The organism is Snodgrassella alvi (assembly GCF_002777425.1).
Classification (GTDB): Bacteria; Pseudomonadota; Gammaproteobacteria; order Burkholderiales; family Neisseriaceae; genus Snodgrassella; species Snodgrassella alvi_B.
On sequence record NZ_MDVC01000002.1, the window covers coordinates 18795 to 38381 of the forward strand.

At 42.9% G+C, this 19587-nt stretch carries 15 protein-coding genes; 8 read left to right on the top strand and 7 right to left on the bottom strand.

All coding sequences use genetic code 11. From position 1 onward, the window contains the following. Positions 1–46: 46 nt before the first annotated feature. A complete protein-coding gene (locus BGI33_RS00775) occupies positions 47–691 on the bottom strand; it encodes a DedA family protein (RefSeq protein WP_100089586.1) in 645 nt (214 codons plus the stop codon). A gap of 145 nt (positions 692–836) precedes the next feature. On the opposite strand from BGI33_RS00775, the gene ettA reads away from it, so the two are divergent. From ettA to BGI33_RS00805, 6 genes are all read left to right on the top strand, one after another. Then, positions 837–2507: an energy-dependent translational throttle protein EttA gene (gene ettA / locus BGI33_RS00780; RefSeq protein WP_100089488.1), complete on the top strand. Its 1671-nt coding sequence runs from the start codon at positions 837–839 to the stop codon at positions 2505–2507. 211 nt (positions 2508–2718) lie between these two features. Next, entirely contained in the window at positions 2719–5166 is a 2448-nt protein-coding gene (gene lon / locus BGI33_RS00785; protein ID WP_373884339.1) for an endopeptidase La, read from the top strand. A gap of 193 nt (positions 5167–5359) precedes the next feature. Continuing rightward, positions 5360–5629, top strand: a complete 270-nt coding sequence (locus BGI33_RS00790) for an HU family DNA-binding protein (RefSeq protein ID WP_037405990.1) — start codon at positions 5360–5362, stop codon at positions 5627–5629. A 152-nt stretch (positions 5630–5781) separates the two neighbouring features. After that, positions 5782–7317, top strand: coding sequence for a SurA N-terminal domain-containing protein (locus BGI33_RS00795; protein ID WP_100089489.1), 1536 nt, complete (start codon positions 5782–5784; stop codon positions 7315–7317). Between the two features lie 113 nt (positions 7318–7430). After that, positions 7431–8777, top strand: coding sequence for an aldehyde dehydrogenase family protein (locus BGI33_RS00800; protein ID WP_100089588.1), 1347 nt, complete (start codon positions 7431–7433; stop codon positions 8775–8777). Between the two features lie 110 nt (positions 8778–8887). Beyond that, the gene (locus BGI33_RS00805; RefSeq protein ID WP_100089490.1) at positions 8888–9652 is read left to right on the top strand and encodes a toxin-antitoxin system YwqK family antitoxin; all 765 of its coding nucleotides are present in this window, start codon (positions 8888–8890) and stop codon (positions 9650–9652) included. An 18-nt stretch (positions 9653–9670) separates the two neighbouring features. Here BGI33_RS00805 and BGI33_RS14040 read toward each other — a convergent pair whose 3' ends face one another. From BGI33_RS14040 to BGI33_RS00835, 6 genes are all read right to left on the bottom strand, one after another. Continuing rightward, positions 9671–9967: a CHY zinc finger protein gene (locus BGI33_RS14040; protein ID WP_100089491.1), complete on the bottom strand. Its 297-nt coding sequence runs from the start codon at positions 9965–9967 to the stop codon at positions 9671–9673. Between the two features lie 189 nt (positions 9968–10156). After that, the gene (icd, locus tag BGI33_RS00815; RefSeq protein ID WP_100089492.1) at positions 10157–11395 is read right to left on the bottom strand and encodes an NADP-dependent isocitrate dehydrogenase; all 1239 of its coding nucleotides are present in this window, start codon (positions 11393–11395) and stop codon (positions 10157–10159) included. Positions 11396–11573: 178 nt separating this feature from the next. Beyond that, a complete protein-coding gene (gene dinB / locus BGI33_RS00820) occupies positions 11574–12644 on the bottom strand; it encodes a DNA polymerase IV (protein ID WP_100089493.1) in 1071 nt (356 codons plus the stop codon). Between the two features lie 682 nt (positions 12645–13326). Beyond that, a complete protein-coding gene (locus BGI33_RS00825; protein WP_100089494.1) occupies positions 13327–14391 on the bottom strand; it encodes a lysozyme inhibitor LprI family protein in 1065 nt (354 codons plus the stop codon). A gap of 156 nt (positions 14392–14547) precedes the next feature. Next, complete coding sequence (locus BGI33_RS00830; protein WP_100089495.1) at positions 14548–15678, bottom strand: M14 family metallopeptidase; 1131 nt, start codon at positions 15676–15678, stop codon at positions 14548–14550. A 148-nt stretch (positions 15679–15826) separates the two neighbouring features. Then, positions 15827–16492, bottom strand: coding sequence for a SanA/YdcF family protein (locus tag BGI33_RS00835; protein WP_100089496.1), 666 nt, complete (start codon positions 16490–16492; stop codon positions 15827–15829). A 282-nt stretch (positions 16493–16774) separates the two neighbouring features. Between BGI33_RS00835 and lepA the strand changes: the two genes are divergently transcribed. Both lepA and lepB read left to right on the top strand, forming a co-directional pair. Next, positions 16775–18565 (top strand): translation elongation factor 4, encoded by a 1791-nt coding sequence (gene lepA, locus BGI33_RS00840; RefSeq protein ID WP_100089497.1) that lies wholly within the window; start codon positions 16775–16777, stop codon positions 18563–18565. A gap of 3 nt (positions 18566–18568) precedes the next feature. Further along, positions 18569–19555 (top strand): signal peptidase I, encoded by a 987-nt coding sequence (gene lepB / locus BGI33_RS00845; RefSeq protein ID WP_100089498.1) that lies wholly within the window; start codon positions 18569–18571, stop codon positions 19553–19555. Positions 19556–19587 lie beyond the last annotated feature (32 nt).

Genomic DNA, 19587 nt, shown 5'->3' on the forward strand with positions numbered 1-19587 from the left:
TCTTGCCTGTAAGTTTTGAAATTAGCAGCAGAATAAAATTAAATATCTAATTGTTTTTGTATGCTGTCTGCCTGTGCCGCAGAATCTCAATAATGGCCGGTAAAAAAGAAATGGCAATAATTATAACCAGTGCCAGAGAAAGATTCTGCTTAATAAATGGCAGATTACCAAAAAAATAGCCGGCATAGGAAAACAGCACTACCCAGACAATAGCACCAATACAGTTGTAACGTAGAAAATGACCATAATGCATATGGCTCATACCGGCCACAAAGGGCGCAAATGTTCGTACAATAGGTACAAAACGCGCAATAATAATGGTTTTTCCACCATGTTTTGCATAAAATGCCTGCGTTTTGTGTAGATAAACCTGCCTGAATAGCCGAGATTGTGGATTGGCAAACAGAAGCGCACCGAATTTCTTTCCAACTGAGAAATTTACCGCATCACCAATAATTGCTGCTGCCAGCAACAGTACCACCATCAAATGGACATTCATCTCGCCAACAGCTGCTATTCCGCCAGCCGCGAATAACAAGGAATCACCCGGCAGAAAAGGCGTAACCACCAATCCAGTTTCGCAAAAAATCAAAACGAATAGAATAACATAAATCCATACACCATATTGAGTAACAATAAATTGTAGATGCTGGTCAATATGTAAAATAAAATCTATCAGAGTGGAGATGATGTTCATAAGTCATGGCGAGAGAGACAAAAGGAAGCATTTTAACGCAAAGCATTCCGTGACAGCAGTTATATGCATGTTAAAATCAAATTTATAACCTTCAGCCACAATTAAGGCTGATATAGACTAAATTTAATCTACTGAAGATATTATGAGCCAATATGTGTACTCAATGCTGCGCGTAAGTAAAACCGTGCCGCCACAAAAACAGATTATCAAAGATATTTCCCTATCCTTTTTTCCAGGCGCCAAAATTGGTCTGTTGGGACTAAACGGTGCAGGCAAATCTACTGTACTGAAAATCATGGCTGGGGTGGATACCGAGTTTGAAGGTGAAGCCATTGCAATGAGTGGCATCAAAATCGGCTACTTACCACAGGAACCACAATTAGATGCTGATAAAACTGTACGCGAAGAAGTGGAATCTGGACTGGGTGATGTAGCCGGTGCGCAGAAAAAACTGGAAGAAGTTTATGCCGCCTATGCCGAACCAGATGCTGATTTTGATGCGCTGGCCGAAGAGCAGGCACGTCTGGAGGCTATCATTACCGCTGGTGCCGGCGACAATATAGAACATCAGCTTGAAATTGCTGCTGATGCTTTGCGGCTGCCGGACTGGGATGCGCGCATTGGTAATTTGTCTGGTGGTGAAAAACGCCGTGTAGCCTTATGCAAACTGTTATTAAGCAAACCGGACATGCTATTGCTGGACGAACCTACCAACCATCTAGATGCTGAATCAGTAGAATGGCTGGAGCAGTTTCTGGTTCGTTTCCCCGGTACTGTAGTTGCTGTAACACACGACCGCTATTTTCTGGATAACGCCGCTGAATGGATCCTTGAATTAGACCGTGGCCATGGTATTCCGTGGAAAGGCAACTATAGTTCCTGGCTGGAACAAAAAGAAGCGCGACTGGAGCATGAAGCAAAAGCTGAAGCTGCACGTATTAAAGCTATGAAACAAGAGCTTGAGTGGGTACGCCAAAATGCACGCGGACGTCAGGCCAAATCAAAAGCTCGTCTGGCTCGCTTTGAGGAAATGAGTAATTATGAATACCAGAAACGCAACGAAACACAGGAAATTTTCATACCGGTGGCTGAGCGTCTGGGCAATGAAGTGATCGAATTTGAGCATGTCAGCAAAAGTTTTGGCGACAAATTACTGATTGATGATTTGAGTTTTAAAATTCCGCCGGGTGCCATTGTTGGCATTATTGGTCCCAATGGCGCAGGTAAATCCACATTGTTTAAGCTGATTACCGGGCAGGAACAGCCAGATCAGGGACTGGTGAAGATTGGGCAGACTGTTAAAATGTCAGTAGTAGACCAGAGTCGTCACGGCCTGCATGAAGATAAAAACGTGTTTGATGAGATTGCAGAAGGGCGTGATATTTTACAGGTGGGGCAATTTGAAATTCCGGCGCGTGCCTATCTGGGGAGATTCAATTTCAAAGGCAGTGACCAGAGCAAAATTGTCGGTAAACTTTCTGGTGGCGAACGTGGCCGGTTACATCTGGCTAAAACTCTGATTTCTGGTGGTAATGTACTATTACTGGATGAACCCTCTAATGATCTTGATGTGGAAACCCTGCGCGCACTGGAAGATGCATTACTCGAATTTGCAGGCAGTGTACTGGTGGTATCACACGACCGCTGGTTTCTTGACCGCATTGCTACGCATATTCTGGCGGCTGAAGGTGAATCCAGATGGGTATTTTTTGATGGTAATTATCAGGAATATGAAGCAGACAAAAAACGCCGTTTGGGTGAGGGGGGCGCCAAACCCAAACGCATTCGTTACAAACCAGTAACCCGCTGATACCCTAAAGCCGGACAGGCTGATTTTAGTAATCAGATTTGTCCGGCCTATCTCTCTTAATCTCTATAGTTAACATTCATAATAATTAATGCTCTAAACATTGAAACTTTTCAATGGTCACCATACCGCAAAAGTACTTGAAAAACGCTGGTTCAGCACCATTTTCACATTCAATTTTATTGCATATTTTCAGGAAAGATTGAGGCATTACATGGCTGAAGTTTATGATTCTCCTCCAGTGCAGCCAACTACAATGGCAATGTTGCCCCTGCGTGACGTTGTTGTTTACCCGCATATGGTATTGCCCCTGTTTGTAGGTCGGGAAAAATCCATAGCGGCTCTGGATGCAGCAATGGAGCATGACGAACCAGTATTCTTACTGGCCCAGAAAAATGCTGATACTGATGAGCCGCATGCAGAAGATATGTATGCTATGGGTACAGTAGCCAGTATTCTGCAAGTGCTTAAATTACCTGATGGTACCGTTAAAGTATTGGTAGAAGGTTTGTATCGGGCCCAAGTACAGTATATCGATGAAAGTGGCCCATATGTCGAAGCACACATCGTTAAATGTGAAGATACTGATGAAGATACTCATAATGATGAGGCGTTGCGTCGCACATTGTTATCCCAGTTTGAGCAACTGGCAAAATTAAACAAGAAAATTCCGGCAGAAGTGGTAACTACTATCCATGGAATTGAACAGCTAAGCCGGCTGGCTGATACCATTGCTGCCCATTTACAGCTAAAACTGGATCAGCGCCAGCAGATTCTGACCATGGTAAATGTCACCGCACGTCTGGAGCATTTGCTGCACCTGCTTGAGTCCGAACTGGATATTCTTCAGGTGGAAAAACGTATTCGTGGCCGAGTGAAACGGCAGATGGAAAAATCGCAGCGTGAGTACTATCTGAATGAGCAGGTAAAAGCGATTCAGAAAGAACTTGGCGAAGAAGATGATGATCTGGCTAATCTTGAAGCACAGATTCGTCAGGCTGGTATGAGCAAAGAAGCTGAAGAAAAATGTCTGTCTGAATTCAAAAAGCTACGCATGATGCCACCTATGTCTGCGGAATCTACCGTCGTGCGTAACTATATTGATACCCTGCTTGAATTACCATGGAAAAAGAAATCCAAAGTCAGCAAGGATATTGCCAAAGCAGATCTGATTCTGAATGCAGATCATTATGGCTTGGAAAAGGTAAAAGAGCGCATTCTTGAATATCTGGCCGTACAGAAGCGCATGAACCAGCTCAAAGGTCCTATTCTGTGCCTGGTTGGGCCACCTGGGGTAGGTAAAACCTCACTGGGTGAATCTATTGCCAAGGCTACCGGCCGTAAATATGTGCGCATGGCACTGGGTGGGGTACACGATGAAAGTGAAATTCGTGGCCATCGTCGTACCTATATTGGCTCCATGCCCGGTAAAATTCTGCAAAACATGGCCAAAGCTGGTGTAAAAAATCCACTGTTTTTGCTGGATGAGATTGATAAATTAGGTAATGATTTTCGCGGTGATCCGGCCAGTGCTTTACTTGAAGTGCTCGATCCTGAACAAAATCATTCATTTTCCGACCACTATGCAGAAGTAGAGTTTGATTTGTCGGATGTGATGTTTATTGCTACATCCAACAGCCTGAATATTCCTACGCCACTGCTTGACCGTATGGAGATTATTCGTCTTTCCGGTTATACCGAAGACGAGAAAATCAATATTGCCATGAAATATCTGGTAGCCAAGCAAACTAAGCAAAACGGTGTGCGTGAGGGTGAAATCCGCATCGAAGAATCTGCTGTGCGCGATATTATCCGCTATTACACCCGCGAAGCCGGTGTACGCTCACTGGATCGTGAAATTGCCAAGATTTGCCGCAAAGTGGTTATGAAGCAGGCTGTTGCAGAAGAGAAAGTGGGCACCGGTAAAGGGAAGAAAGCCAAATCCAAACCGGAAGAAATTATTATCAATGCCGACAATTTACATGATTATCTGGGCGTGCGCCGCTTTGATTATGGTGTGGCAGAAAATGAAAATCGTGTTGGACAGGTTACCGGTCTGGCCTGGACTGAAGTGGGTGGTGAGCTCTTAACCATTGAAGCCAGCAAGTTCCGTGGTAAAGGAAATATTCTACGCACCGGCAAACTGGGCGATGTGATGCAGGAATCTGTGAGTGCTGCATGGAGTGTTGTACGTTCCCGAGCTGAAAGTCTGGGTATTGAACCCGATTTTTATGAGAAAAACGACATTCATGTCCATGTTCCCGAAGGTGCTACTCCCAAGGATGGACCCAGTGCTGGTAGCGCAATCACTCTGGCTCTGGTTTCAGCGTTTACCGGCATTCCAGTACGTGCAGATGTAGCCATGACAGGAGAAATCACCCTGCGGGGTGAAGTACTGCCGATTGGTGGCCTGAAAGAAAAACTGCTGGCGGCTTTACGCGGTGGTATCAAGCATGTACTGATTCCGAAAGACAATGTTAAAGATTTGGAAGAAATTCCGGCTAACATCAGTGAAAAGCTAACCATTCATCCGGTACAGTGGATTGATGAAGTGCTCAATCTGGGACTGGCATACCCGCCTAGCCCTTGGCAAAGTGTTCCAGAAGAGGGTGTATTAGCCAAGTCTACGACTAAGTCAACTACAAAAACCGTAAAACATTGATATGCAGCCATTCACCAACACTAATTGGTGAATGGCTTTGTTTTTGGCCTGTTTTAACTCATTGCGTCTGTATCGATGCTTGACATAAAGAATTTGGCCTTGTTATAAAGTAATCGTAATGTATTGTTCAGGCTCTACCAGACATGTGGTACCTGAAAATCATATGAACATAACAACAGAAAGGGACTTTATTGTGAATAAGTCTGAATTGATTGAAGCCATTGCCCAAGAGGCCGATTTATCTAAAGCTTCTGCAGCGAAGGCACTAGACGGTATGATCAGCGCTGTCACCAATGCACTGAAAGGTGGCGATACGGTAACACTGGTGGGTTTTGGTACATTTTATGTTGGTGAGCGTGCGGCTCGTGCTGGACGTAATCCCAAAACTGGTGAACCATTAGAAATCAAGGCCGCTAAAACGCCTAAATTCCGTGCCGGTAAAGCACTGAAAGACGCTCTTTAATTTGAGGTTGCGTAATACATCAAGGCGGGATATCCCGCCTTTTCTGTTGTCTGTCGTTTTTGTGCATATGCGCTTCAAACAGCATGGTTTAGCTTAACAAAAAACGCTACAATAGGAAGTATTATCTGCTTTAGAAAAGTTAACTGAATCTCATGTTCCACATTGTAGAAAAATATAGAACACCGGCCCAGATTATTCTGGGTGTAATTTGCCTGAGTTTTGTGTTTGCAGGTGGTTATTCGCTGGCTGTCCCAGGTACTGATTACATCAGTAAAATTGGTGATATTAAAATCAAAGTTAATGATGTTAATGATTTTCAGCGGCGATTACAGAATGCCTCCGGCAACTCAGTGAGCAAACAGCTTGCTTATGACAGTCTCGTTGATCAGGCCTATATTCAGCAAGGTGCCCATGATATGGGTATCAGCGTATCAATCGAACAGATAAAGCAGGTTATTGCATCCGATCCGAGTTTTCAGGAAAACGGAAAATTTGTTGAAGCCAAATATCGTGCATTTCTGCAACAGGCTGGCATGTCTGAAGAAGCGCTAGTAAATGGTTTGCGTCAACAGTATGCCATGCAAACCATGCTCAATCTGATGAAAGCTGGTAATCTGGTTAGTGATACACAGGCAACGCAGATGGTTAATCTGTTGCAGGCTGCACGCCAATCACAGACAATCACTTTTCCCGCAGCAGATTTTGCTAGCAAGGTAGCCATAGACGACAGCAAGCTGAAAGCTTATTACGAAGCTAACAAAAAACAGTATTATCTGCCACAGGCAGTAAAATACGAATTTGTGCAGCTATCTGCCGCCGAACTGGGTGCTAAAGAGAATGTCAGTGAAGCAGAGTTGAAAGAAGCTTATGACCAGATTCCAACTTCTGCCTCTGCACCCAAGCCAGCTCTGGAAGACGTAAAAGCACAGCTAACTCAGGAGATTCAGGCTCGTAAAGGCGTAGCGCAGGTAGCCAAAATGAAAGAAAGTGTCAGTGATCTGGCCTTTAACAACCCTAAAACATTACAACCTATTACTGACAAGCTTGGCTTGCAGATTCACAAAGTTGATCAAGGCTGGATAACCCGTGATATGGCCAGCGCTGGTGGTATGCCGAAGGCCTTGCAGGATGTTTTGTTTGGCAATGATGTACTGGTTAAACGCTACAACTCTGAACCGGTTGATATTGGCAATGGAACATACTGGGTAGTGCGTGCTCTTGATGTACGCAAAGAACATCAGGCACCCTTTGCAGAAGTTAAATCACAGGTACAGCAGGATTATGTTGCTGTAGAAAGCAAAAAGCTTGCCACAGCAGCAGCCAAACAGGCTTTGGATGCCGTAAATAAAGGTACCAATTCCAACCTGTCATGGTCGCCCAGTGCTGATCTGACACCACAACAGGCCGTGGCCCTTATGTCCAAGGATGATTTCCAATCCTGGATTAAAGCCAAACCGGCAAATGGCAAACCAGCATATATCATGCTCAAGGATCAGCAAAATCCGGTGCTGGTAAAAATTAATGCAATCATGCCACCACAGGATATGGGTAATGTTTTGCCACAGGCCAAACAGGTGATCAGTCAGAGTCTGGCGCAAAATCTGGCAACCAGTAATCTGGAGTGGTTAAAGAGCCGTTATAAAATCAAGCAGGGCGTACAGAAACTGGAAACTGGTGACGAGCAATAATTTTCATCATTGACCTTATAAATTTTTATAAGGTCAATATCGTCTGATAACCTGCTGCTGTATTGTGTTGCATACTGTCTGATTCATATTTTCGCAGTTTAAGGATTGTTGTGTTGTATACCAGTTACCATGCCATTACGGGTGAGGTTCTGTTCAACCGTAAAAGTCTGACAAAAGCTGAATTCGAGCTACAGTATCAGCAACTGGCCCGACAACAACATGGCTTTGCCAGCGAAAATGTACAAACTCGTACCCGCCGTTTACTTGCTTTTGCTCAGCGTCTGGAACAGGCCAAAGCCGAGCTGGCCTATCAGATTTGTATTGAAGTAGGGCGCTGTTTGCGCGAATGTGAAGCAGAAATCAGTAAATCAATTGCATTAATCCGCTATTACGCCCATCTGGCACCTGAACTACTGGCACATAAAACCATTGCTACACAGGCAAGCCTGAGTCAGGTGCGTTTTGAGCCATTGGGTACTGTACTGGCCGTTATGCCGTGGAATTATCCAGTATGGCAGATTCTGCGTTTTGCCATTCCGGCTTTATGTGCGGGCAACGCCTGTCTGGTAAAGCCGGCTCCTTCAGTAGGCCAAATCAGCCAGATGCTGTTTGATCTGATAGGTAATGACTTACCTTTACAACTGACTTGGCTAGATAATGATGATATCGAGTATGCCATTGCACACACACAGGCACTGGCTTTTACTGGTTCTACTCAGACAGGACGTTATCTTGCTGCACTGGCTGGCCGGCATCTGCGTAAATGCGTCATGGAGCTGGGTGGAAGCAATGCATTCATTGTATTAAATGATGCAGATGTGAAACAGGCCGCTTCAGAGGCGTGTTATTCGCGTTTTCGTGATGCCGGACAATCCTGCAATGCAGCCAAACGGCTTATAGTTCATAATGAAATTGCAGAAGATTTTCTTGCGGCGTTGCAGCAGCATTGTCAACAATTGCAGATGGGTGAACCATGGCTGCCAACGACCACTTTAGCACCACTACACCGGCAGGATTTACGTACAGCTGTCCACACACAGGTACAGGATGCGCTGGCTCATGGTGCGCAATGTCTGCTTGGGGGTGAAATTCCAAGCGATATGCCTGGCTGGTTTTATCCTGCCACTATATTGGATAAAGTAAATCCGGATTGTCGCGTATACAATGAAGAGGTATTTGGACCAGTGGCTATTATCCTGCGTGCGCAAGACAATGCCCATGCACTGAAGCTGGCCAATGACAATCCTTTTGGTCTGGGCGCCAGTATTTATACGCAAGATGCCTATTTAGCATGGCAGTTTGCCGAACAGTTAAATGTAGGGAGTGTATTTATCAATCGCCATACCAGCAGTGATTTGCGTTTACCGTTTGGCGGCGTAAAAGATTCTGGATTCGGGCGTGAATTGTCTGAATTTGGTATCTATGAATTTGTTAATATTAAAACTTACTGGCAAAAATAAGTGGCTAAGGCTGATAGTGATTGCACTGTTTGAAAAAAAATGTAATAACGATAGAAATAATATTTATTGCATAAAATAATGACACTGCTTAGTGAAAAGGGATAAAAATCATGTATGTGGCCAGACGTTTTTACTGGTTCGTACTCGCAATAATACTCATTCTGATAGCGATAGTGTGGCAGATTAAATCGCACAAACACAAGACTGTGTATTTTGATGCAAATAGTCAGGTTGTTCAAAAACAGTCTGAAGTACAACATGTGCAACAATTTCATGATAATGGCAATCATATCGATGTACAGGAATTTTCTGATCCGGCTAAAAGCAAATACAGTGATAGCTATGCCTTACCTATAGATAAACTGCAACAGTTTATTCCGGCCATGAAAGAAGGCAAATTACAGCTACAGTATCCAGATGGCCATAAAAAAATACAGGGTGACTACAAAAACGGCAAGCCTGTTGGGAAATGGCATACTTGGTATCCCAATGGTCAGAAGGCAATTGAAATGAACTGGCAAAAGGGTATGCCGAATGGCCGTACTTTAAGCTGGTATGAAAACGGGCAAAAACGTGGGGAGCTGTATTTTGTTAATGGTAAGGCTGAAGGCCGCTGGCAGCGCTGGTATTCAAATGGCCAGATAAAACAGGATATGAACGTACATCAGGGTGTAGTTCAAACCATGACAACATGGGATGATAAAGGACATCTGCTTGCCGATGTGGCTATACATAATAATAAGGTAAGTGGTGTAGTGCTGAGCTGGTATGATTCCGGTGCTAAAAAAAGTGAATCGATATTTGAAAAAAACGAATTGATACGCAAAACCGAATGGGATGAAGACGGCTTGATCGTTGATCTGGATGACAATTAAACAATATTCCTAAACCAATTATTTAAAATAAATATCCTTATGTAATGCACAGCGTGGATTGAATGATGCCTGACAAAATGGGCAGGTATATTGCTGATATTGCTCATAAGTCAGAAGACTTTTGCACTTACCGCATATAACTGGCTTGCTGTTTGCAGTTACCATAGGAACAAACTGATGGTCACATAGCTGGTCATGACATTTAAAACAGGCATAATATTGCTTACATTGGCCACATTGAAGTGCGGCAATATCATTTTCATTATGATAATGTACACAGCGACCACATGAATCAGTTTCAATTCCTAAAATCATATTCTTATTTATCAATTCTATTTAATTTGAATATATTATAATGAAATTGCCGGCTTTATCAATTAACAGGCTAGTATCAACTAAAGCGACATAATTATTATACGCAAGCACATATATCTAAAGGCTGAAATTGTAAAAAAACCGAATCCTTAAAACAGATTCGGTTTGTCATGACTAAGTAGCTTTAGATTACATGCGTTCAATTAAAGCCTTGCCGAATGCAGAGCAGGAAACTTCTTTTGCACCTTCCATCATGCGGGCAAAATCATAAGTAACGATTTTATCAGCAATGGCTTTTTCAATAGAAGCATTCACCAAGTCTGCTGCTTCTTTCCAGCCTAAATGACGCAACATCATTTCAGCAGACAGAATAAGGGAGCCCGGATTAACTTTGTCCTGACCAGCATATTTGGGCGCTGTACCATGAGTAGCTTCGAAGACAGCGTATTCATCAGAAATATTGGCACCCGGAGCAATGCCAATACCGCCTACCTGTGCTGCTAAAGCATCAGAAATGTAATCACCATTCAGATTCAGGGTGGCGATCACATCATATTCAGCCGGGCGCAACAGAATCTGCTGCAAGAAAGCGTCGGCAATACAATCTTTAATAACGATATTTTTACCAGTTTTCGGATTCTTGAATTCACACCATGGGCCTTCACCAATTAAAGTGGCACCAAATTCATTTTTAGCCACTTCATAGGACCAGTCACGGAAACCGCCCTCGGTGAATTTCATAATGTTACCTTTATGAACAAAAGTAACGCTGTCACGGTCGTTATCAATAGCATAACGGATGGCAGCACGAGTCAGGCGCTGTGTACCTTCTTTGGATACTGGTTTGATACCAATACTGGAAGTTTGCGGGAAACGGATTTTGGTAACACCCATTTCGTTTTGCAGGAAATTGATTATTTTTTTGGCATCTTCTGTTTCAGACAGCCATTCAATACCAGCATAAATATCTTCGGTATTTTCACGGAAAATAACCATGTTCACCTTGCTTGGGTCTTTCAGTGGAGAAGGTACACCGGTGAAATACTGTACAGGACGAACACACTGATATAAATCCAGTTGCTGGCGAATAGCAACGTTCAGTGAACGGATACCTCCGCCAACAGGGGTAGTCATCGGCCCTTTGATGGCTACTTTATATTCTTTGATGGCTTCCAGTGTTTCATCTGGTAACCACACATTTTCACCATAAACTTTAGTCGCTTTTTCGCCAGCGTAAACTTCCAGCCAGACGATTTTTTTAGCGCCGTTATAAGCTTTGGCTACCGCAGCGTCAATAACCTCTCTCATCACTGGTGTAATGTCAACACCAATACCATCGCCTTCAATAAAGGGAATAATAGGATCATTCGGGATGGCTTGACCGGAAACGATTTTATGACCTTCTGTCGGCACTTTAATGTGACTCATGGTAACTCCTGTGATGTTACTTTTTCTGATGGGTGACTACATACTTCCGTTTGTAGTCTGTCAAACTAATTATCCTTTATTTTGTTAACTTAGGCCAGAGAAATGTAGTTTGATGTAGTCGTAAATCTGCTTTAGGCAGAAGAATGCAGATACAGTTAGCATTTAGGCCAAAATTTGTTTAGTAAGTGTTCCCCGGCGCCCATAAATCGGATTGATACTCGTGCTGATGAAAGTGGCTGATACCCAGACCTATCAGTCGAAATAGGGCGCTGTCGTTAGGCATGCGTTTAAGTAAATCCTGTCCGGCAGCAATCAGAGCAGGAGCATCTGGTAAAGGCGACGAATAAGTTTGGGAGCGGGTATAAATCTGAAAATGTGTATTTTTTAATTTCAATGTGACACAACTACCTTGAAGCTGTTTATATTGCATGTTCTTAACCAGCGTCTGCGCCAGTTCAGGCAGATGATGGGCTATTTCAATCAGATTTTCGTTATCATTCAGCGTAATTTCAGTAGAAATTTGCTGACGGTCGCGTTCAGCCGTCACTTCACGGTCATCGCGGCCTTGAGCCAAATCAAACAGCCGGTAACCCCAGCGGCCAAAATGGTGCACTAAAACAGATAGGCTTACCTGACTCAGATCGCCTACTGTCGTCCAGCCTAAGGCGCGCATTTTTTGTTCGGTAACTTTACCGACACCGGGAATTTTGCCTAATGGCAGATTGTGTAAAAAGGCCATAACCTGTGCAGGTGCGATAACAAACTGGCCATTGGGTTTACGCCAGTCGGAAGCAATTTTAGCCAGAAATTTGTTGGGCGCAATGCCTGCCGAAGCTGTCAAGCCAGTTTCAGCCAGTATAGCGGCGCGTATTTCGCGCGCAATATCACGTGCATAGGGTAATATTCCCTGATAGCTGGTTACATCCAGATAAGCTTCATCCAGTGATACAGGTTCAATCTGTTGAGTATAGCGGCTAAAAATACTGTGGATGTGCTGTGATACAGCGCGATATTTACTGAAGTCTGGTGGAATATAGATTGCCTGAGGACATAAGCGTTTGGCCGTGGTTACGGCCATGGCTGAATGTAAACCATACTTGCGTGCAGCATATGAAGCAGCACAGATAACCGATCTGGGCCCATCCCAGGCAACCACTACGGGCTTGTTCTTTAGTTCAGGACGGTCGCGCAATTCTACTGACGCGTAAAAGGCATCCATATCAATATGGATTATTTTTCGTTCTGACATATTACCCTGTGCGATATAGAATGAATGTTTTCAATTTATCCTGTTCTGTATTGGTCGAAACTGATAAACTGATATTTTCATTAATATTTTTAATGATTTTCAATTCATTAAATAAAATAGAATCCAATAATTTTTGTATTGTACTATTTTCGCTGGTATATGAACCAATATAGAGAATGTAAGCTACCTTACCGTACTGCCATTTTTCAAGTTTTACTTTATTAATGTCAGGATTTTACCTGCATCAACGCTATGGCAATTTTACTATCTTTTTTGAAAAATATTCCCGTTCACTTTATACAATTTTGATTCTAAGTTTATTGCATTAATTTATAGTTTTAGCTATTTTTTGGTAATTCAAATCTAGCTCCGCAGCTAGTACATTTATTGTTTCTAACAGTAAATTTATTGCAATTAGGACATTTAGACCCTCTACCGCCAGTACCTTCATGAGGACTTATGATCATTTCATAGCCGCACTTTGTACATTTACGTCCAGTAGGTGTAGAGAAAAATGTGTATTGTGCACAATTAGGGCATAATTTACCAGCCATTTTTTAATCCTTTATATATATACGTATATATATAATATATTTTTTAGCACAGTACAACTATATTAACGAGATTAAAAACAGGCACCAGCAATAAATAACATTGCTGGTGCCTAGTTTGCAATTATGGATTAATGTAATGCGTAGCCACTCAGATACTTAATGCGTTCATTAGTCATCTGTGTGTCACATTCCAGCCGTAGAAATTCTGCATGAGTCGGTGTGTCTGCTTTAGCAGCTTTTTCCTGACATTGACTGTTCTTGCGAGCTATCCATTTCTGTTCTTCCTGCTGTAACGTTTTGCGTACAGTATCATCAAGATTACGCCAGTGAGTATTAATAACACTGTTGGCGTTGCGGTTATTATCCCGAGCCAGTTGCAATTGATTAGCCGTAATCTCGGTTGGTTTACTGCTGTTTTCTGAAATTTTGCCTGCATTATTGCTGCTATCGGCTTGATTGTTGCTGTTTATAGCAGGTATATGGCCGTTAAGAATGGCACTGGCCATTTGCGCAGTCGGACTTAACTGGTCTATAGGCGAAACTTTTGCATTAGGATTGGTAATCAGAGTAATGGCATCAGCGCGATTGTAGGTATGGCCGGCAATGACTACTGTATCTTTGATACCATACGGCAGCAGAGCATTACCTAAAACGGTACCTAATGTTTGAATACCTGCCTGATCGAAATTGCTGGCAGCACTGGTAGCTGAAGCCGCATTGGTATTGCTGGCAACGGGAGCATATTTAACAGGCTTGGTGAAAACACTGTCATGTAGAGTAACTTCATTGCCCTGCAACTGCTGATTCAGATGTGCAATGAAATCTGATTTACCAAATAACAGCGGTGCATTAGTTTGAATTTGCTGCCAGATATTGGCCGGTACCGTAATCTTTAATTCACTGCTGCAAATTGGATTACCATTACTGTCCTTATCTAACTTACCATCTGATAAAGCAATATTCAGTTCATGGCTGGCACCGATTACTTTTTCAGCATCCACAAACTGGCGGCTGTCATTTTGGGCAAACTGGCGCGCATTGTTATCAATACCGGTTTGCAGGGTTTGCTGAATCTGGTTGCGTAACTGTTCACTATTACAGCTTAATTGCGGTGATGAGGTTGAATCATCCCGTGAACAGGCGGCCAGAGAAAGAACACTGATGATGCTGTACACAAGTATGCTTTTTTTCATGATTGTTTCCTAAGCATTGATAATGAATATAGACAACATGATTACAAATAACCCAGCTTTATTATGCTGCGCATGTAATTTTTAATCATTTGATTTTACTAAAAAATACAAAAAAAGCCTGAAACATGTTCAAGCTTAGGATACAACATGTGGAAATTAACGCAAACTATCAAGCATCGCATAGATCGGGCTTAGAATTGCTTCACCCAGACGCAGAGAACGCTGTCCGTTCCAGCCAAAGTCATCGTCTGGCCACTGATGGTTATCCTTAAATGGCATTTCCAGGGTGTAGGCTAAACATTTAAAAGTTTCACCAATATAAGATGTAGCCATATTCAGATTTGCCTCGCCCGGTGCATGTTTTTCATAACCATATTTATCCTGAAAATCTGGGCTGGCCATCAGAAAGGCATGTTTGAACTGTTCCTGTAATGTATGCAGACGCTCATCAAAAGAGGGTATGCCCTCATTGCCGGAAAGAAATACATAGGGAATAGATTCATCTCCATGAATATCCAGAAATAAATCGACGCCGGTTTCATGCATTTTTTGACGAACTACCAAAACCTCTGGGCTGCGCTCCATGCTGGGCTGTAACCATTCACGATTTAAATTAGCACCGGCTGCATTAGTGCGCAGATTTCCTAATGCAGAACCGTCTGGATTCATATTAGGAACGATATAAAAAGTGGCTTGATCCAATAGTGCGCGAGCAGTTGAATCCTGATGATCAAGCAAACGATTGAGTAATCCTTCGATAAACCATTCTGCCATGGTTTCGCCCGGATGCTGGCGTGCAATAATCCATATTTTCAGATCACTGGCTGCCTGATTACCGATAGTTAATAAATTAATATCGCGTCCTTGCAGTGTACTGCCTAAGTCTTCTATCTGGCACAGTCCGCTACTTTGCGAATCGCCAAGTAAATTAAGGTGCTGTTCATAGGAATACGGTTCAAAATAAGCGTAATAAACACTGTTTGCCAATGGTGTGTGATTAATACTGAGTATTCCGTTTTCGTAAGTAGTAGGAACGCGAAACCAGTTGACGCGATCATAAGAACACATTGCCTCATAATCTTCCCAGCCGGCTGGGTAGGCAGATTCAGCAGCATTGATAAAGTGTAGCTGAAGATTCTGGTAGGCTACACCCTGAACGCGGAAATAAAACCATTGACGAATATTGGCTGCGTTGTCTTTTGGTAATCTCAGTTGAATATTGTCAGGATTTTGAGCATCTACAATTTCAATATTGCCGCCATCAAACTGGGTACTAATTTTAAGCATGAAACCACTTTCATATGAGCCACTAATTTAAATTAGGTATATTGTATTCTTTTTGTAGCTGATTTTCGATGTCGAATATATATCTTGCTGGTTGAAAGTATTGTTATCGCCTGCGAGCTTATATTATCGGTGTTTTCAGAGTAGTCGGCTAGTGTTGTGCAGAGGAAAATATTGGTTCAGGCTTGCCTAAAAATTTGGGTTGTTTGTGTTTGATATATAGATCACTAACAGCTTTGACTCGTGCTAAGATTTCACGGAATATTACTTTTGCATAATTCTTGCCGGTTGGAGCGGCTACTGCATAGCATTGCGCATCTAGTTGATGTTTTCGGGAAATAAGTATGGCGCGGTCACAATGAAAACTTTGCGTAATAATGGTAAAACTGTTTACCTGAAAAATTTTTTCGGCTCGAAGGATAGAGTCTAAAGTCCTTAACCCACCATAATCCAGTGTCATGGATGAAGCTGGAATACCTGCTCGAATCAAGTCTTGCTGCATAGTTTCTGGTTCATTGTAGTTTTTGCGGGAGTGGTCTCCACTCAAAAGCAAATGTTTAATTTTTCCCTGTTGGTAAAGTTTGACAGCGCCTTCAATACGATATTGGTAAAAAGGATTTAGTTTGCCATTGCGCAGATATTTTGCCGTACCTAATATAAGACCTACAGTGCGAGGACTGAGTTGATTGCTGTCTGTGAATGTATAAGGTGCAGCCTGTTTGCTTACCCAATGATAAAGAAGTATCAGAAAAATAATGATGGCTATTATGCTATAAAAGGTATATTTAGTGATTCTTTTTAATAAAGTTATAGTCATATAACTAAAGCTCAGCATTAATTGGAATGCGTCTTGCAGAATAAATGATAATGGTTATTTATGTCAATGATATAGTCTGTTTGGCGTTAAAGAGCAAATAGATGATATTGATGTGAATTGATTCTGATTTATTTGTTAATATAAAAAAATTTTTTGTTTGCTATAAATTCTTCGGCGCACTTGGGCACATTCCGTTAAAATAAGCAGTTATTTCTGGTTTTCCGGTATCGGGTATTAAGATACTGGGATACTATTGATTGAATTAACTAATCATTGGCTTGCATGAACAATATACGCAATTTCTCCATTATCGCCCATATTGACCATGGGAAGTCTACACTGGCTGATCGTTTCATTCAGTATTGTGGTGGTCTTGAAAATCGGGAAATGAGTGCTCAGGTACTCGATTCCATGGACATTGAAAAAGAACGCGGCATTACCATCAAGGCACAAACAGCAGCCTTGCAGTATAAGGCGCGTGATGGGCAGATTTATCAGCTCAATCTGATTGATACCCCGGGACATGTAGACTTCTCTTATGAAGTATCGCGTTCACTGTCGGCCTGTGAAGGTGCATTGCTTGTGGTGGATGCTTCGCAGGGTGTAGAAGCACAAACTGTAGCCAATTGCTACACTGCAATAGATCTGGGCGTAGAGGTACTGCCGGTACTGAACAAGATTGATTTACCGGCAGCGGAACCAGAGCGGGTAATCGAAGAAATAGAAGATATTATTGGCATTGAAGCCATGGAAGCTGTGCGCTGCTCGGCTAAAAGTGGTATCGGTATTGAAGATGTACTGGAAGAAATTGTCAAGAAAGTACCCGCGCCTACTGGAAAGGCTGATGCACCATTAAAAGCATTAATTATTGACTCATGGTTTGATAATTATGTTGGCGTGGTGATGCTGATACGCATGGTGGATGGTACCGTGCGCCTGAAAGATAAAGTCCGCTTCATGGCCACGGGTGCTGAAACGCAGGTCGAACAGCTAGGCGTATTTACCCCGAAATCTGTGCAGAAACAGGAGTTAAAAGCGGGTGATGTAGGCTTTCTGATCACTGGGGTCAAAGAATTGGGGTCGGCTAAAGTGGGTGATACCATTACTTTGGCACGTGAACCGGCCAGTGAACCTTTACCCGGCTTCAAAGAGGTGCAGCCACAGGTGTTTGCTGGTCTCTATCCGGTAGAAAGCCACGATTATGATGCGCTACGCGAAGCGCTGGAAAAATTACAGCTTAATGATGCGGCGCTGAAATTTGAGCCGGAGGTTTCTCAAGCGCTGGGTTTTGGTTTTCGCTGTGGCTTTCTCGGCCTGTTGCATCTGGAAATTGTGCAGGAAAGACTAGAACGCGAATTTGACATGGATTTGATTACCACTGCGCCGACAGTGGTATATGAAGTGTTGCTGAAAAGTGGCGAACGCATTGAAATTGAGAATCCATCCAAACTGCCGGACATCGGTACGCTTGATGCGATTTATGAACCCATTATCACTGCAACTATATTGCTGCCGCAGGAATATGTAGGTGCAGTAATGACACTATGCAACCAGAAACGCGGCGTACAGAAAAATATGCAGTATATGGGGCGGCAGGTAATGCTGACTTATGATATGCCGATGAATGAAGTGGTAATGGATTTCTTCGACAAACTGAAATCTACTTCGCGCGGTTATGCTTCACTGGATTATGAATTCCTTGAATTCAGAGCTGCGGATTTGGTGAAACTGGATATTCTGGTGAATAGTGAAAAGGTTGATGCGCTAAGTCTGATTGTGCATCGCAGTAATTCAGTTCATCGCGGCCGGGAACTGGTAGCAAAAATGCGTGAACTGATTCCCCGTCAGATGTTTGATATTGCTGTACAGGCGGCAATAGGCGGTAAGATTATCGCCCGCGAAAATGTTAAGGCGCTGCGCAAGAATGTGCTGGCTAAATGTTATGGCGGTGATATTACCCGCAAGAAAAAATTACTGGAAAAACAGAAAGCCGGTAAAAAACGCATGAAACAGGTAGGCAATGTGGAAATTCCGCAAACTGCCTTTCTGGCGATTTTGCAGGTTGGAGATTAATACATGTCGAATACGATGATTATAGGTGCAGCAGTACTTCTGGTACTGGGTATTCTGCTGTTTTTCAAGAGCGCAAAAGTGCGTGAGGAAAATGGTGAATGGAGTGGCGCATTGCAATGGGGCTATCTGCTGATGCTGGTCGGTGCTTTTGGCCTGTTATCAACACAGATAAGTTTTACCGCAGTATTGTTACTATTTGTGCTGTTCACCGGTATCGCCTGGTTTGTACACCGGCGCCGGCAGAAAAAGAATCCCAGCCAGATGGACGATAATCACTTTACCGATTATATGAGTGGTTTTTTCCCTATCATTCTGCTGGTGTTTATACTGCGTACTTTTGTGGCAGAACCTTTTCAGATTCCATCCAGCTCAATGCGCCCGGGTTTGATCTCCGGTGATTTTATTCTGGTGAATAAATTTGTGTATGGTATTCGCCTGCCGATTCTGAATAATGTACTGATTCCGGTAAGCAAAGTTGAGCGCGGTGATGTGATGGTATTCAATTATCCAGAAGATACACGGATAAACTATATCAAACGGGTGATTGGTTTACCGGGTGATGTTGTCACTTATAAGGATAAAACGCTGACAATCAATGGTAAGGTAGTCAACGATATTGATGAGCAGAAGCTATACAACTATGCAGAGCAGGTACCCAATTTTGGCACAATGCCAATTCAGGCTCAGCAAGTGACTGAACAGCTTGATAATAAATCGGTTGAAGTGTTAAAAATGCCACAACAGCCTTCAGTTATTCTTCAAGGTGTACGGTCTTTCCCCAATCGTGAGTTGTGTACCTATTATCCAGATGGCAGTGGATTCAGTTGTACAGTTCCGGCTGGAAAATACTTCATGATGGGTGACAACCGCGATAACAGTGAAGACAGTCGCTACTGGGGCTTTGTAGATGACAGGCTGGTTGTAGGCAAAGCGTTTCTGATATGGCTGAATATGGGTGATATGAAACGAATCGGCACCAAAATTCAGTAATGTCTGATTTCAAGCGCAAGATTCAGTCTTGC